At 64.5% G+C, this 14,826-nt stretch carries 14 protein-coding genes, 3 tRNA genes and 1 pseudogene; 14 read left to right on the forward strand and 4 right to left on the reverse strand.

Annotated elements, in window-relative coordinates; genetic code table 11:
- Positions 1-211 precede the first annotated feature (211 nt).
- Positions 212-1,264 (forward strand): universal stress protein, encoded by a 1,053-nt coding sequence (locus LFT43_RS01330; RefSeq protein ID WP_395800518.1) that lies wholly within the window; start codon positions 212-214, stop codon positions 1,262-1,264.
- Between the two features lie 57 nt (positions 1,265-1,321).
- Positions 1,322-4,105 carry a PEP/pyruvate-binding domain-containing protein gene (locus LFT43_RS01335; protein ID WP_395800520.1) on the forward strand — a complete coding sequence of 928 codons (2,784 nt, stop codon included), beginning with the start codon at positions 1,322-1,324 and terminating at the stop codon, positions 4,103-4,105.
- A 29-nt stretch (positions 4,106-4,134) separates the two neighbouring features.
- Here LFT43_RS01335 and LFT43_RS01340 read toward each other — a convergent pair whose 3' ends face one another.
- The gene (locus tag LFT43_RS01340; protein ID WP_395800522.1) at positions 4,135-5,055 is read right to left on the reverse strand and encodes a cation diffusion facilitator family transporter; all 921 of its coding nucleotides are present in this window, start codon (positions 5,053-5,055) and stop codon (positions 4,135-4,137) included.
- Between the two features lie 10 nt (positions 5,056-5,065).
- On the reverse strand, positions 5,066-5,569 hold the full coding sequence (locus LFT43_RS01345) for a metallopeptidase family protein (protein ID WP_395800524.1): 504 nt from the start codon (positions 5,567-5,569) through the stop codon (positions 5,066-5,068).
- Positions 5,570-5,732: 163 nt separating this feature from the next.
- Between LFT43_RS01345 and LFT43_RS01350 the strand changes: the two genes are divergently transcribed.
- Entirely contained in the window at positions 5,733-6,785 is a 1,053-nt protein-coding gene (locus LFT43_RS01350) for a LacI family DNA-binding transcriptional regulator (protein WP_395800526.1), read from the forward strand.
- A gap of 28 nt (positions 6,786-6,813) precedes the next feature.
- On the forward strand, positions 6,814-7,734 hold the full coding sequence (locus tag LFT43_RS01355; RefSeq protein ID WP_395800528.1) for a carbohydrate kinase: 921 nt from the start codon (positions 6,814-6,816) through the stop codon (positions 7,732-7,734).
- Positions 7,735-7,782: 48 nt separating this feature from the next.
- Here the strand turns inward: LFT43_RS01355 and LFT43_RS01360 are convergent.
- Positions 7,783-8,690, reverse strand: a pseudogene (locus LFT43_RS01360) (DMT family transporter).
- 253 nt (positions 8,691-8,943) lie between these two features.
- On the opposite strand from LFT43_RS01360, the gene LFT43_RS01365 reads away from it, so the two are divergent.
- From LFT43_RS01365 to LFT43_RS01410, 10 genes are all read left to right on the forward strand, one after another.
- Positions 8,944-9,016 (forward strand) — tRNA-Glu (locus tag LFT43_RS01365).
- An 84-nt stretch (positions 9,017-9,100) separates the two neighbouring features.
- A tRNA-Asp gene (locus LFT43_RS01370) sits at positions 9,101-9,174 on the forward strand.
- A 50-nt stretch (positions 9,175-9,224) separates the two neighbouring features.
- Positions 9,225-9,300: transfer RNA gene (locus tag LFT43_RS01375), tRNA-Phe, on the forward strand.
- Between the two features lie 364 nt (positions 9,301-9,664).
- The gene (locus LFT43_RS01380) at positions 9,665-9,817 is read left to right on the forward strand and encodes a hypothetical protein (RefSeq protein WP_395800530.1); all 153 of its coding nucleotides are present in this window, start codon (positions 9,665-9,667) and stop codon (positions 9,815-9,817) included.
- A 97-nt stretch (positions 9,818-9,914) separates the two neighbouring features.
- Positions 9,915-10,388, forward strand: coding sequence for an Asp23/Gls24 family envelope stress response protein (locus LFT43_RS01385; protein ID WP_395800532.1), 474 nt, complete (start codon positions 9,915-9,917; stop codon positions 10,386-10,388).
- Positions 10,385-10,576 carry a DUF2273 domain-containing protein gene (locus LFT43_RS01390; protein WP_028265653.1) on the forward strand — a complete coding sequence of 64 codons (192 nt, stop codon included), beginning with the start codon at positions 10,385-10,387 and terminating at the stop codon, positions 10,574-10,576. The genes LFT43_RS01385 and LFT43_RS01390 overlap by 4 nt, the downstream gene beginning before the upstream one ends.
- The gene (locus tag LFT43_RS01395; protein WP_395800534.1) at positions 10,573-10,956 is read left to right on the forward strand and encodes a hypothetical protein; all 384 of its coding nucleotides are present in this window, start codon (positions 10,573-10,575) and stop codon (positions 10,954-10,956) included. The genes LFT43_RS01390 and LFT43_RS01395 overlap by 4 nt, the downstream gene beginning before the upstream one ends.
- Positions 10,953-11,648 (forward strand): DUF6286 domain-containing protein, encoded by a 696-nt coding sequence (locus LFT43_RS01400; protein ID WP_395800536.1) that lies wholly within the window; start codon positions 10,953-10,955, stop codon positions 11,646-11,648. Before LFT43_RS01395 ends, LFT43_RS01400 begins: the two co-directional genes overlap by 4 nt.
- Positions 11,645-12,256, forward strand: coding sequence for a hypothetical protein (locus LFT43_RS01405; RefSeq protein WP_395800538.1), 612 nt, complete (start codon positions 11,645-11,647; stop codon positions 12,254-12,256). The genes LFT43_RS01400 and LFT43_RS01405 overlap by 4 nt, the downstream gene beginning before the upstream one ends.
- A gap of 199 nt (positions 12,257-12,455) precedes the next feature.
- Entirely contained in the window at positions 12,456-12,728 is a 273-nt protein-coding gene (locus tag LFT43_RS01410; RefSeq protein WP_395800540.1) for a hypothetical protein, read from the forward strand.
- 123 nt (positions 12,729-12,851) lie between these two features.
- Here LFT43_RS01410 and LFT43_RS01415 read toward each other — a convergent pair whose 3' ends face one another.
- Positions 12,852-14,714, reverse strand: coding sequence for a glycoside hydrolase family 13 protein (locus LFT43_RS01415; protein ID WP_395800542.1), 1,863 nt, complete (start codon positions 14,712-14,714; stop codon positions 12,852-12,854).
- Positions 14,715-14,826: the final 112 nt, after the last annotated feature.

Below are 14,826 nucleotides of genomic sequence, written 5' to 3' on the forward strand. Positions count from 1 at the left end.
CAAAGCATTTTTCACGCTCCGATGCGGCCGAATCCAAGGCGCTGCGGCGGGTTTCCACATACGCATCGTCCCGCTTGATTCGGCCCTTGCAAACGAGAATAGTGAGCATTGGAGACCGCAACTCACGGCAGTCAAGCGAGAAGCACGTCGTGGGCGCGGCCTCTGGCAGAATAGCCGCAACATCAGCCAGCAGTGCGAGGAGGCGGGCCCCATGGACCAGCACGGCAAACACTCTGAAAGCCATCACACAGAGACCGAAGGCAACGGAGAGGAACCATCGATTGCCCCCGGCGGGATCGTGGTGGGCGTTGACGGCAGCGAACACGGCCAATGCGCCCTCATTTGGGCCGCCCGCGAGGCCGAGCGCAGGCAGCTTCCCCTGCACGTAGTCACGGCATACTCCGTGCCCATCTTCGCGGCCTCCGGCTTGGACGGAGGTTATGCAACAGTGGATGACTCCGTGATCCGGGACGGCGCCGAGGCGATCGTCAAGCACGCCCTTGAGAAAGTCTCCGGCTACGCCATCGACGTCGATGGCTCGGTGGAAAACGGAGATGCGTCCGGCGTGCTGCTGGACCTGTCCGAAACAGCGGAGCTCCTGGTCTTCGGCACCCGGGGACGTGGCGGGTTCGTCGGCAGGCTTTTGGGATCGGTGAGCAGTGCCCTTCCCGCGCACTCCAAATGCCCCACCGTGACAGTCCCGCTTTTCTGCGCGGACCGCTTGGGTGAAACCACGGAGGACAAGCACATCAAAGCTGAGCGTGCCAAGGCTGGCCCCCATGTGATCGAGAACGTGGTGGCAGTGGGTGTGGACGGCTCGGAACAGGCCCGCGTTGCCGTGTTGGAAGCCGCCGAGCAGGCCCAACGCATGGGAGCGAAGCTGCGTGTCATTTGTGCCGTACCGGAGTACAGCGGCTCGTTGGCCTGGGTTCCGGCGCCGTTGGACCGGGAGGCCCTCTTCAAGGACATCAGGATTCAGCTGGATGCAGGATTGGCATGGCTTAAGAGCCACTTCCCAACGCTACCTGTGGAAACCCAGTTGCTGGATGGTTCGCCGGTCGAGGTTCTCGTGGAAATGAGCCGCGGTGTGGAACTCGTGGTGCTCGGCACGCGCGGGCGGGGAGGGTTCGCGGGGATGCTCCTCGGTTCGACGTCGGACGGCGTCCTGCACCATGCCAAGAGTCCCGTGCTGGTTGTTCCTGACCGCGAGGATCCGAGGCTGGCAGACCGCGTCAAGTTCGGTCCCATGCTTGGCGCTGCATAACGTAGAGCGGCCAAACAAGAGTAAGCACCCAAACACCGGCAGAGGCAGGCAGGCGCGATGGCGGAGAATCCAGGGCCGGGGGAGGCGCCGCTCTTCATCATCGAATTGCGCCGGATCCGGGCAACCATGCTTCCAGAGGTCGGCGGCAAGGCCGCCAACCTCGGGGAGCTGATCTGGGCGGGCCTTCCCGTCCCGCCCGGGTTTTGCCTGACCACGGAGGCCTATCGGCGTGCATTGCAGCAGGATTCAAGCCCGGAATTCCTCAGCGGTAGCCCCGAAATTCCAGGACTCACCGAAATCGTCCGCAGGCTTGGGGCCGTGGATCCTGGCGACCTTGAGGGGCTCGCATCCCTTGCCGCCCGCGCCAGGGATGCGGTGCTCGACGCCGGGATCCCCGCCGACGTCGAGGACGCCGTCCGCCTGGCCTACGCCGCGCTGGGCCCGGAATCCGCGGTGGCCGTCAGGTCCTCTGCGACGGCGGAGGACCTGCCCTTTGCGAGTTTCGCCGGACAGCAGGACACGTACCTGAATGTCGTAGGGGCCGACGCCGTGCTGCAGTCCGTCCGTAAGTGCTGGGGCTCCCTGTGGACTGATCGGGCGGTCAGCTACCGGGCAAGCAACGGGATTGACCAGGGTGCGGTGACTCTCGCCGTCGTCGTTCAACGGATGGTGGACGCTGAGACTGCCGGGGTGCTGTTCACAGCCAATCCGGTAACCGGGCGGCGCCGCGAGGCTGTCATCGATGCCAACCCCGGACTTGGCGAGGCCGTGGTCTCAGGCGCGGTGAATCCGGACCACTTTGTGGTGGACTCGCTCACGGGCAGGATCACGGAGCGAAGGATCGGGGACCGTAAGCTAGTGATCCGATCCCTTCCCGGAGGCGGTACCGAAAGGATCGATTCGCCCGGGACCCGCGGCGCGACGGGGTCACTGGAGGCCGGCGGGCCGGCCGGAGGAGCTTGCCTCAGCGACTCCCAAATCAGGGCACTCGCCGTTCTCGGCCAGCGCGTCGAGGAGCACTATGCTGCACCCCAGGACACCGAATGGGCCATTGACGGCGACGGCAAGCTGTGGCTCACCCAAGCCCGTCCCATCACCACGCTCTACCCTCAAATGACGCGCCAGCCGGCAGTCCCCGGTCCGCACGCGTACCTTTGCTTCAGCCTCGCCCAAGGCCTCACGCGTCCGCTGACTCCCATGGGCCTCGCAGGCATCAGGCTCATCGCATCCTCGGTGGCGGGAGCCGCGGGATTCCGTGTCCCTGAACCGAGGAAAGGTCCCTCGCCCTACTACGAGGCCGGGCAACGCATCTACTTTGACCTCACCGCAGTACTCCGAAGCGAGGCCGGCCGGACGATCGTGCCCAAGGTCTTCGACGTCATGGAGTCGCGTTCAGCGGCCATCATGCGCACTTTGTTCGAGGACCCGCGTTTCGCTGTCACCAGCAGGACGCCCTTCAAGCTGATCAGGCACGTAGCCCCGATTGTGTTCCGCCTCCGCGTCCCTGAAACCCTGTTGCGCGCCCTTTTCCGGCCGGAGGCTGCCCTCGAAAGGGCGGAGAGACTAGGCGTGGACCTGAAGACTCCGCTCGAAATCCCTGCCGACGCCACATCCCATGAGAGGTTGGACCACGTCGAGCGGATACTGGGCGAGGAATTGTTCCCTTTGGTGCCCAAGACGTTGCCTCCGGTCGCGCTAGGCTTCGCGATGATGGGGTTGGTTCGCAAATTGCTTGGCGAGCAGGCCTCCTGGGGTGAGCTCCAGACCGTCATCCGCGGCCTGCCCAACAACGTCACCACGGAAATGGACCTTGCGCTGTGGCGGCTCGCGACCACCATCCGCGATGACGCGGCTTCCTCTGGAGCCTTCACACGCGGCGAGCCCGCCGCGCTCGCGGAGAGCTATCGCCACGGCGGACTGCCCGGGGTCGCGCAAGCGGGTTTGGCCGGGTTCCTGCACGACTACGGGCACCGGGCCATCGCGGAAATCGATCTGGGCATGCCCCGCTGGTCGGACGACCCCACTCACATCATCGGAGTGCTGGTCAACTACCTTCGCTTGGACGATCCCCGCTTGGCGCCGGACAAACAGTTTGAGAAAGCAGCCCACGACGCCGAGGAACAGGCTGCTGTGCTCGTGGCGCGTGCGCGGTCCAAGAGTCCGCTCCACGCCAGGATCGTGAAAATGGCACTTGCGCGGACACGGATGTTCGCGGGGCTGCGGGAGCTCCCCAAATACAACCTTGTGACGGGCCTGGCCGCGATCCGCGCGCAGATTTCGAAGGTGGGAGAGACCCTCGCGGACGCGGGAAGCATTGAACACGCCGGCGATGTTTTCTTCCTGGATTTCGATGACGCCCGCCTCGGGCTGGATGGCGCGGATCTCCGTGACCTAGTAGCGCAGCGGCGGGAAGACTACGAGCTTGAACTCAGGCGCCGGCACGTGCCACGCGTGCTGCTCTCCGACGGCACCGAACCGGAAGCGCTGCCCTCCGGGCTGCACGGCCGGACTGGCGCTCCGGCGCTCGACGGCGCCCTGCTGGGAACCCCGGCTTCGGCGGGAACGGTGACTGCCGTAGCGAGGGTGATCATGGACCCGGTGGGTGCGCATCTCGAACCCGGGGAGATCTTGGTGGCTCCCTCCACCGATCCCGGCTGGACGCCGCTCTTCCTGACTGCCGGGGGACTAGTGATGGAGATGGGTGGGCCCAACTCCCATGGCGCCGTCGTCGCCCGTGAGTACGGGATTCCGGCAGTCGTGGGCGTCCCGGATGCCACATCCCGGATCAGCTCAGGCCAAACGATCACGGTGGACGGCGCCACGGGAACGGTGGTCATCTAGCCGCGTCAGGCGCCCCGAGTGCGGCGGTCCTATGCGTGCTGGTGGGTTTCGTGCGCCGAGTGGCCCGCCGGTTCCAGTTGGAAGGTGCAGTGCTCGGTGTCGAAGTGCGAGCCGAGGCAGGAACCGAGTTGGTCCAAGAGCCGGTCCGCACCCGTGGCGTCCAGGATCCGGTCCTCCACCACCACGTGGGCCGAGAAGACCGGAACTCCGGACGTGATGGTCCAGATGTGGATGTCATGAACGGCCACCACGCCCTCGACTGAGAGGATGTGCTCGCGGATCATCTGGACCTCGACGCCCTTGGGCGTGGCCTCCAGCAGCACATCAACCACGTCGCGCAGCAGGTGCCAGGCCCGGGGCAGGATCATCAACGAGATCAGGATGGATGCGATGGGGTCGGCGACCCGTAAACCGGTGGTCATGATGATAATCGCGGCGAGGATGACGGCGAACGAACCCAGCAGGTCGCCCAGGACTTCAAGGTAGGCACCACGGACGTTGAGGCTTTCCTTCTGGGCCCCGCGCAGGATGAGGAGCGAGACCATGTTGGCCACGGCACCCAGAATGGCGGCAAAGAGCATGACGTCTGTGCGGATCTCCGGCGTCTCCCCGAAGCGGCGGATTGCCTCGATGAAGATCACTACCGAGATCACGATCAAGATAAGGGCGTTGGCCAGGGCGGCCAGGACCTCGGCGCGCTGGTACCCGTAGGTGCGCTGATCGCTCGGCGGCCGGGTGGCTATCCACGCGGCAAGCAAGGCAATGAAGACGCCTGCAGCATCGGAGAGCATGTGGCCTGCGTCGGCCAGCAGCGCCAGCGAACCGGAGACGACGGCGCCCGCCACCTGGACGAGGACCACCGCGAGGGTGATGGCCAGGACAGCGATGAGCCGCTTCCGATGCTTGCCAGTTGCGGTGACGCCGTGTGAGTGGTTGTGATCGTGCCCCATGCCTACAAGGCTATCCCCAGCCGAGTTCGTGCAAGCGGTCGTCGCCGATTCCGAAGTGATGGGCGATCTCGTGGATCACGGTAATGGCGACCTCGTCGATCACTTCATGGCGCGATGAACAGATATCCAGGATTGGTTGCCGGAAGATGGTGATCCGGTCCGGGAGCGAACCTGCGTCCCACCAGGAATCCCGCTCCGTCAGCGGCACGCCCTCGTACAGGCCCAGCAACACCGTGCCCGGGGCGTCTCCGGGCTGCGGCGTGTAGTCGTCCTCGATGAAGATCGCCACATTGTCCATGGCACGGGCCGCCTTGTCCGGAATCAGGAGCAGAGCGTCGCCCACCGCCGCTTCGAAGTCTTCCGGCGACATATTGAACGGCGCGGTATCGAACGAGGTCGCCCCGGTGCCCGGAAGCGGGGAGCCGGTACCTGGAAGCGGGGAGGAGGTGCGCTGGCCGCCGGGGGCATCGCCGTCGGGAACGATCGGCAGGCCGGGAGGCAAATTCGCGGGCATGCTCTGACTCTAGTCCGTGGCCGCGCCGTTGACGCCGGATGTGATGACAGCTACAGTTTTCCGGGCTGGTAATTCGTATAACCAGGCCCCAGGTCAAGCCCAGCCAGCCGTGCGGATCCTGCGGCAAGCACCCCTCAAAGTTCGCGACAGACAGGCCACTCCCATGACCCGCCCCGGCAGCAGATCCGGCACCACGATGAATGACGTCGCTGCCGCTGCCGGTGTTTCCCAGGCCACGGTTTCGCTGGTGCTCAACGACGCCGCGGGAACCAGGTTCTCGGAGGAAACCCGGCGCAAGGTCCATGCTGCCGCCTATGACCTGGGCTACCGGACCAACGCCCACGCCAAAGTGCTCCGCGACGGCGTTGCCGGGATGATCGGCTTCGTCGGCGACTTCGTGGCCACCGCGCCTTTCGCCGGCAAGATCATCGAGGGCGCCCAGGCGAGGGCGTGGGAGGCAGGTCTGCTGCTCCTGACCGTCAACACGGGCGGTGACAAGGCCCTCGAAGCCGCTTCGCTGGAAACCATGCTGTCCTACAAGGTAGCCGGAGTGGTCTACGCCGCCATGTACCACCGGGTCCTTGACGTGCCCGACGTCCTGGCGGAGGTGCCCGCCGTCGTGCTTAATTCTCGTGACCGATCCGGACGCTTTCCCAGCATCGCTCCGCAAGAAGAGCTGGGCGGCTACACCGCCACCAAACGACTGCTCGACGCCGGACATCGGCGGATCGCGATGATCAACATAGGTGATGTGGACGATGAGCTTCCGGCCGCCGTCGGGCGCTACGCGGGCTATCTCCGGGCGCTCGAGGAGGCCGGCCTGCACCCCGATTCAGGACTTCACCGCACAGGGGACGGGCATGAATCCGGCGGTTTCGACAACACCCTTGCGCTCATGACCGGTCCGCAGCCGCCCACGGCCATCTTCTGCGCCAACGACCGCACCGCCTGGGGCGCCTACCAGGCGTTGGCCCAGCTCGGATTGTCCATCCCGCACGATGTCTCCCTGGTCGGTTTCGACAATCAGGAAACTCTCGCCCCGCACTTGCGGCCCGGACTGACGACGCTTGAGCTGCCCTTCCTGGAGATGGGCCGGCGCGCCGTTGAACTGCTGCTGACCGGCGCTGACCGCAACGGCAGAACCGAATATTTTGAATGTCCCCTCGTCGAACGCCATTCCGTGGCCGCGCCGAAGAGATTCACTAGTAGCCACTGAAACTCCCCAACCAAGGAACAGGAAACGCATGAACCACTCGCCCCTTGCGTCCGAGCCGCTCGACGTCGTCGTGGTCGGCGAAGCGCTTATCGACATCGTCAACTCGCCCGACGGGCAGACGGAATACCCCGGCGGATCGCCGGCAAACGTCGCCTACGGCCTCGGGCGGCTCGACGTGAAGGCCGGGCTGCTGACCGCCGTGGGGCGCGACTCCCGCGGCGAGGCCATCGCGGCGCACCTGGCAAGCGCCGGCGTGGTTGTGCTGCCGGGCTCGCAATCGCTCGCGAAGACCGCGACGGCGACCGCGGAGATCGCCGCGGACGGTTCAGCCGAGTACACCTTCGACATCGAATGGAAACTGGCTCCGGCCGCTCTCCCTTACGCCCCGAAGGTCCTCCACACTGGCTCGATCGCCACGTTCCTCGAGCCGGGCGCCGGCGTGGTCAGGAACCTCCTGGAGCAGGCGCAGGGCGGATGCATCGTCACGTACGACCCCAACATCCGCACGGACCTCCTGGGCAGCCACAGTGAGGCGCTCCGCATTTTCGAGGAGCTGGTACCGCTGACCAGCGTCGTGAAGCTCAGCGACGACGACGCGTTCTGGCTGTACCCGGGCAAGTCCCTGGAGGACACCGCGAAGCACATCCTGGGCCTCGGTGCGGGGCTCGCCGTGGTCACACGAGGTGCGGAAGGCTCCCTGATGGCGACGCCGCACACCCAGCTGACGGTCCCCGCGGTGACTTCGGTAGTGGCGGACACTATCGGAGCCGGCGATTCCTACATGTCGGCACTGATCCTCGGACTGCTGCTGCGCGGGAGCCAAGGGCTTGCGCCCACGGTTCTCGAACGCATCGGCCAAACCGCTTCCATGGCCGCCTCTATTACCGTGGGCCGCCCGGGGGCCAACCCGCCCACGCACCGCGAGCTTCTCGCGGGAATGGCGAGGTAGGCCGGGTTCTTCGACGACGGCGGTACGGGTTCTTAGCGGGAGGCGGTTCTAGCGGGAGCGGCGCCGCGTGAGCCCGACGCCGACGAGGCAGATCACGCCGCCCACCAGTCCCCAGATAGTGGGGATCTCGTTGAGCACTGCCCAGGAGATCAGAATGGTGGTGCCCGGAACCAAGTACGTCGTGGCGGCGAGCTTTCCGGCCTCGATGAGGGACAGCGCATACGCCCAGGTGGTGAAAGCGATGGCCGTGGGGAAGATCCCCAGGTACACCAGTCCAAGTGTGGCCGGAAGGGGAGCGGCCTGCACCTCGGCCATCAGTTGGCCTGCCCACGGCAGGCAACAGACGGCGCCTACCATGATGCCGAACCACGTGGCCTGGGCCGCGGAGAACGTCCGCAGCACAGGCTTCTGGACAATAACGCTCACCGCGGCGAGCACAGCGGCGAGGAGGCACAACAGCACTCCGGCGACGTCCGCCGTCGAGCGCTGTCCCGAACCGAGCGCGATCAGCGCAACCCCGCCGAACGCCACGAGGCTGCCGATGATCAGCCAGCGCGGAAAGCCTTCTTTCAGGATGACGCCGGCAAGGACCGCGATCAGGATGGGTGAAACGTTAATGAGCATGGCGCTGGTTCCGGCGTCCAGCAGGTGCTCGGCGGCGTTCAGGGCCAGGTTGTAACCTGCGAACCACATGACGCCGTAGGACAGGATGGGCCACCATTCGCGGCCCTTCGGCCAGCGCTTGAGCCTGGGCAGGGCGACAATGCCGAGCGCGACGGCGGCAACCGCCAGCCGCCCGAGCGTCAAGGAGCCGGGGGAGAAGCTCGGTCCACGGCGCGGATGCCCACGAAGGCGGACGCCCAAAGGACAACGGTGACGACGACGGCGGCGATGCCGAGCTTGCTGATGGTCCGGGAGTTGGTGGTCGCCGGAGAGGTTGGGGTGCTTGTGGCCATGATGCCAATCTAGTCCGCGAAGGGCGGGACGGACTGGCGGAATTCGGACGTCTTTCATCAAGAAACCGCCAAGTCTGACGGAGCGGATTTGAACGCCGGTTTGAGACCGGTTTGCGTTCCTGGTTTGAGTCCATCGGACCGCGATTTGGGAATAACCCTGACTATGCTCTAAAGTTTTAGAGTCCAGTTCGGACGAGCGAGAAGCGGGAAAACACATGGCGTTGTTGACCGTCGCGAATTCGGATTGTTCCAGGCCCCCATCGTCTAGCGGCCTAGGACACCGCCCTTTCACGGCGGCGGCACGGGTTCGAATCCCGTTGGGGGTACGCAAGGAACTGGTCAAACTAGGCTAAGAAGTCTGGTAGGCTGGAAGCCTTGAAAAAAGCGGTAGAGATGCTGCAAACAAGCAAGGCCCTGTAGCGCAGTTGGTTAGCGCGCCGCCCTGTCACGGCGGAGGTCGCGGGTTCAAGTCCCGTCAGGGTCGCTCTGATTGCCGGGAGAAATTCCGGCAATCATGGTGACATTGTCACCTAAGGCTCTGTAGCTCAGTTGGTAGAGCGTTCGACTGAAAATCGAAAGGTCACCGGATCGACGCCGGTCGGAGCCACCACTGGGAAGCGCCAGTTCTTCGGAACCGGCGCTTTTCTTCTTTTAACCAATGGCCAAATGGCAAAATTCGGGTCATGTCCCGGGTTGTCGGTTAGGGGACAAAAATTGTGTAAATCCCGGGAGTGTCATGTCCGTCCCGTCCTCCCCTTGTTTGCGGCTCCAAAGCCACGAAACGGCGCGACGCGCCGTGTTGCAAGCGCTTTCCCGCACCGAAGAAGGAAACGACGGTGCACCGGGAAGCGGGGCTCGGCGAGAACGTCCGCTGAAACCCAGGGCCGCCGACGGCCGTCTGATGCGCTTATTACGCGGCAAACGACGTCTGCGAAGGGGAATGACCCAACTCTTCCGGGCATATTCTTTCCTGGTTGGCACGTCGACCGGATGAATTGAATCCGCACTTTGGAAAGCTCAAGGCCTTCATCGATTCAGCGGGCAGTGACTACAGCAAATACGGCACTAGGGAGTTCGAAGCGCTCTCCAAGCCGATCGACGGCTGGGTCAACAAGAACTGCAAGTAGTGGGCCCGAACCGCCGTCTTCCTTTTTGTATTCCCCTTTGTCTCCGCCTTGTCACAGGCAAGCGCTAGGGTGGTACTCAACAGAAGGGGAGGGCTACATGGAACAGCAGGAAAGCTTCACCGCGCCTGAACCGGAAGCCATTGGGGCTCCGGTTTCCGAGGACCGGCAACCGGTGGCAGCAAGTGGCCGCACAGTGATCTCGGATTCCGCTGTCGCCAAGGTTGCCGGCATTGCCGCGAGGGCGGTTCCGGGTGTCTATTCCTTGGGCTCGGCCCCTTCACGCGCCCTTGGAGCCATCCGCGACGCCGTCGGTAGCCAGGACCATGCTGCGGGCGTCCGCGCCGAGGTCGGCGAAACGCAGGTGGCCGTGGACATCAACTTGGTGGCCACGTATGGGTACCCATTGCACGATGTCGCCAACCAGGTTCGGGCGGCCGTCTACAAGGCGGTCGAATCGTTGGTGGGCCTGGAAGTCATTGAGGTCAACGTCGAGATCAATGATGTCTACGTTGCCCCACCTGTTAAGGCTGGAACAAAAAGCGCATTATCGGAAAGGGAGCCACTCCAGTGAACATGACTGTTGTCGGGATCGGGATCGGCGCCTTCGTGGCGTTCATGGCTTTCCAATTCGGGCTATGGGGTTTTGTCATTGCCCTTCTCTTCATGGGCATCGGCGCACTTCTGGGCCGCGCCGCGGACGGAAAACTTGACCTCCGCAGCGTGCTGGACGCCCTCACCGGCCGGCGCTCATCGTCATGAGCTCAATGGCTGAGGCGGTGCAGCCCGCCATCACGATGGCCGGCCACAACCGGATCAGCACCCAGGCCCTCACCACTTTGGCACAGGCAGCCGCTGCAGAGGCACTGGGTGTCTCGGCACAGGATGTTCGAGCCGAATGGTCAGACGACGACGGCCTTCTGGCGCTCTCGGTGGCCGCGCCGATCCGTGTGCCCTCGCTGACGGAGGTCCTCAGGGATCCGCAGCGGATAGAAGGATTAGGCGGATCGGTTTGGGACCGCGCTGTGGCTGCCAAGACGGCCATCCTTGAGCGCGTCACCGAACTCAGCGGCTCCACCCTGAGCCGGGTGGATATCCGGATCAGCGGCGCACGCATCAGTGAAGGAGCGCGTGTCCAATGAGCCACCTGCAGACCCCGCACCCGCACAGTAGCCACACGCACGCGGGAGACCCCCAGACGAGCGACGGCCAGCACCCCGGAAACCAGGCGCCAGAGACCCCGGAGGGCGGCGATCCGATCGATGCAGGACTCCGGCGCATCCTCAAGCGCGAGACACGGTCCTCCCGTGCGGGAATAGCCGTGCTCGCTGCGGTTTTGGTTATCGCGGCCTGTGTCTACGCCCTCCTCGAATCCGCCTTGCGCGCCATTGGCCAACCACCATGGCTCATTGACCCGCAAACGGCAGCTGAACGCCTCATAGCCCTGCCCGAAGGCATTTCGCCCCTGCTGCTCGGCTCCCTTGGCGGCGTCGTAGCCATGGTGGGACTGATCTTCTTCTTGAACGCTGTGCTGCCCGGCCGGAAGTCCCGGCACTTGCTTCAGGATCCCCGGGCCGGAGTGGTTGTGGACGACGAAGTCATTGCTTCCGCACTCGCCAGGGCTGCCCGGGCAGCAGCGAATGTCACCCAGGAGCAAGTCATGGTGGTTGTTTCGCAGCGGCAAGTGTTAGTCAACGTCCGGCCTACCTCCGGGGTGCCGGTGCACGAGGAACGGATCCTTGCCGCCGTCGAAAATGAACTTCAGAAAATGGCGCCTTCGCCCATGCCGGCCGTCCGCGTCAACGTGGCTACATCCGGGGTGATCGGCGCATGAACGGAACCCCACACGTCCTTAACCGCATCTTGATTGGCATCCTTGGCCTCAAGCTGTTCGCCATCGGCATTCTCTTGGTGCTGCTTGCCACCGTTCCTGCGGCGGGCACTTGGTGGCGCAGCTGGTCCACGGGAGTCTGGGAACACGCCAAATACCTCTCGGAGCAGACCCGGATTCCAGGTCGTGAGGAAAGTTGGCTCTGGGTTGCGGCCCTCGTGGTGCTGATCGTGCTGATCGTGCTGATGGTGGCTTGGGTATCTCAGCAAGGGAAAGGGCGCGCCAACCTCATCGTGTCGGACTACGACGACCGCCGAACCCCCGGCGATGTCCGCATTGGCGGGAATTTGGCCGAGCAAGCGCTGAGGGCGGCACTCGCCGATCGTCCGGATCTTGCCGGCGTTACGGTGGCAACCTATGAGGTCAAGGGTCGTCCTGGCCTGAGGATCCGGGTCCAGCCCCGTCAAGGCGTATCCCCGCATACCCTCGCCGCGGACGTTTCCCGGCTTGTTGAGGCCCTGGATATGGTGGTGGGACGCAGGACCCCCGTGCTGATTCATATTGGGGCTGGCGCGAGGGCCAGGTTCAGCAGGGCCGAGCGCGTCCGTTAGACCCGGAGGTGCGGCGATTGTTAACCGTGCCGCAATGTTCTTGCCCGGCTTCGTGTTGCGGAGGTTTGCCCGGGGCCATAGTTTGAACGGTGGAGGGGGAACTCTTCCCTTTGGTTGGGCTTGCCCGGCCGGCACGGAACCCTGTGTCCGAGTCAAGCCGATGGACCAGAACATGTGGACCAGGAACAAGGAGAAAACCATGAGCGAAGAAGTCAACGACATCAAGAAGACCGCTGAAGCTGCGGCGGAACAGGCCAAGCATGTTGCCGGCGATGCAGCGGAGAACGTGAAGGAGTTTGCAGGCGATGCAGCGGAGAACGTGAAGGAATTCTTTTCGGGTGACGTGGCTGAGAACGCCAAGGAACTCGCGGGGGATGTCGCCGGGAACGCCAAGGAGATCGCCGGAGACGTGGCCGAGAACGTCAAGGGCCTCGGCTCCAAGATCGCTGGCTTCTTCAAGGGTGGCAAGTAGGCTCTGAGCCCGCGATAGCGGCGCCCTCCTGACCCTTTTTTGACCACAGAACGGGGCCGACACGCAGCAAACTCTGCGTGTCGGCCCCGTTTTCGCGCCAAAGAAGGTCAGGAAGGGCAACCCTTACCGCGCCAGGAGGTACGCCCCGCTATTCGGGACAATCGAAGCCCCGCCTGAGCGGCCGTCGCTGGAGAGGCCAACGTGATAGCCCGCCGGCACCGCGAGGGCTGCGGCTCCCATGTTGACCATCACCAACACGTCCCGATTGTGGAAGGCCAGGATTCCGTTGGCGGGATCGTGCTCGTCGGCCCATCGGAACGTGCCCGAACCCAAGCGATGGGCCTTGCGGAACGACAGAACCGAGCGGTACAGCTCCAGGGTGGAACCGTCGACGCCGGCCTGGAGGTCCGCGGCAAGCTCGCCGAACGATTCAGGCTGGGGCAGCCACGGCGCCGCAGGCGCCTTGCCGGTCGCGGCCGCAGGCGCCTTGTTGGACGCTTCTGAGAATCCGAAGCCGGGCGCGGCCGATTTCCACGGTAAGGGCACCCGGCACCCATCGCGGCCGCGTTCCACACCCTTGGTGCGGAAGAACGTGGGGTCTTGGCGCGCCTTGGCCGGCAAGGATGTGTGCTCCGGCAAGCCGAGTTCCTCTCCCTGGTAGAGGTAGGCCGAGCCGGGCAGGGCGAACGACACCATGGAAGCGGCGCGTGCCCGCGCCAGTCCAAGAGCGGCGTCGGGCTGTTCGTCTTCCGCCGCGATTCCCTTGGGGAAAGTCGTAGGGTCTGCCAGCCCGAAGCGGCTGGGGTGCCGGACGGTGTCGTGGTTGCTCAAGACCCAGGTGGAGGGCGCATCCACCGATCCCGCGGCGTCCAGCGAAGATTCGATTGCCTCCGCCATACGCTCCGCGTCCCAGCCGGCCAGCAGGAAATCGAAGTTGAAGGCCTGCTGCATTTCATCCTTGCGGATGTACCGGGCCAGCCGTTCGGGAGGCTCAACCCAGGCCTCGGCAACCAACATGCGGTCGCCGTCGTACTCCGAGAGGACCTGGTGCCATTCCCGGTAGATCTCGTGGACGCCGTCCTGGTCGAAGAAGGGCGACGGCGGGTCCAGCGGTGGCTTGACCTTGTGTTCGACGGCGGTCACAGCCACTCCGGCGGCTTGCCCGGCGGCCGCTTTTCCATCGACTGCGTGAGGGTGGGCTGTATGGGGTTCGACGGCCTCGCTGTGGGCGCCCGGTGCGGATAGGCCGCCTTCGACCATGGCGGCAGAGCCCTCCCAGTCCGGCAATCCGGCTTCCTTGACCAGGCCGTGGGCAACATCTACCCGGAAGCCGTCAACTCCGCGGTCCAGCCAGAAGCGCAGCACCGAGCGCATCTCTTCGTGGACTTCCGGGTTCTCCCAGTTGAGGTCAGGCTGTTTCGTGTCGAAAAGGTGCAGATACCACTGGCCGGGAGTGCCGTCGTCGTTCGTCAGGCGCGTCCAGGCGGGGCCGCCGAAGATGGACTTCCAATTGTTCGGGGCCAAGGCACCGTCCCCGGAGCCCGGCTTGGAGTCCTTGCCTGGGTGGAACATGTAGCGCTCGCGTTCGGGGGAGCCTGGGGCGGCGGCGAGGGCTTCGCGGAACCAGGCGTGCTCGTCCGACGTGTGGTTGGGCACGAGATCGACGATTACCTTGATCCCCAGGCTGTGGGCCTTATCCAGCATGGCGTCAAAGTCACCCAACGTGCCGAAGAGGGGGTCCACGGCGCGGTAGTCCGCGACGTCGTATCCAGCGTCAGCTTGTGGAGATTTGTAGAACGGGGAGAGCCATACGGCATCCACTCCCAGCTCTTGGAGATACGGCAGTTTCGCCGTGATCCCGGCGAGATCGCCCATTCCGTCGCCGTTGGCGTCGGCGAAAGAACGGGGATAAATCTGGTAGACGACGGCGCTTGCCCACCACGCGGAAAGACTGGAACCGGGGGTTGGGATCGGGGAGTGCGGCACTGGATTCCTCTCGATAACATTTTTGTGTAAACGCTTGCATTACTACCCGGAAGCTTACTAATGTGAGCCTCACCACATCAACCGCACCGCGGAAAAAACCTGGTCCACTCAC

The sequence above is a fragment of the Arthrobacter sp. FW306-04-A genome, assembly GCF_044358315.1.
In the GTDB taxonomy this organism is placed as follows: domain Bacteria; phylum Actinomycetota; class Actinomycetes; order Actinomycetales; family Micrococcaceae; genus Arthrobacter.

What these genes read in the sequence shown, in the direction of transcription:
- LFT43_RS01335 (WP_395800520.1), top strand. Translation starts at nt 1,322, where the DNA reads ATGGCGGAGAATCCAGGGCCGGGGGAGGCGCCGCTCTTCATCATCGAA.
- LFT43_RS01410 (WP_395800540.1), top strand. Translation starts at nt 12,456, where the DNA reads ATGAGCGAAGAAGTCAACGACATCAAGAAGACCGCTGAAGCTGCGGCG.
- LFT43_RS01400 (WP_395800536.1), top strand. Translation starts at nt 10,953, where the DNA reads ATGAGCCACCTGCAGACCCCGCACCCGCACAGTAGCCACACGCACGCG.
- LFT43_RS01350 (WP_395800526.1), top strand. Translation starts at nt 5,733, where the DNA reads ATGACCCGCCCCGGCAGCAGATCCGGCACCACGATGAATGACGTCGCT.
- LFT43_RS01345 (WP_395800524.1), bottom strand. Translation starts at nt 5,569, where the DNA reads ATGCCCGCGAATTTGCCTCCCGGCCTGCCGATCGTTCCCGACGGCGAT.
- LFT43_RS01385 (WP_395800532.1), top strand. Translation starts at nt 9,915, where the DNA reads ATGGAACAGCAGGAAAGCTTCACCGCGCCTGAACCGGAAGCCATTGGG.
- LFT43_RS01405 (WP_395800538.1), top strand. Translation starts at nt 11,645, where the DNA reads ATGAACGGAACCCCACACGTCCTTAACCGCATCTTGATTGGCATCCTT.
- LFT43_RS01395 (WP_395800534.1), top strand. Translation starts at nt 10,573, where the DNA reads ATGAGCTCAATGGCTGAGGCGGTGCAGCCCGCCATCACGATGGCCGGC.
- LFT43_RS01355 (WP_395800528.1), top strand. Translation starts at nt 6,814, where the DNA reads ATGAACCACTCGCCCCTTGCGTCCGAGCCGCTCGACGTCGTCGTGGTC.
- LFT43_RS01340 (WP_395800522.1), bottom strand. Translation starts at nt 5,055, where the DNA reads ATGGGGCACGATCACAACCACTCACACGGCGTCACCGCAACTGGCAAG.
- LFT43_RS01330 (WP_395800518.1), top strand. Translation starts at nt 212, where the DNA reads ATGGACCAGCACGGCAAACACTCTGAAAGCCATCACACAGAGACCGAA.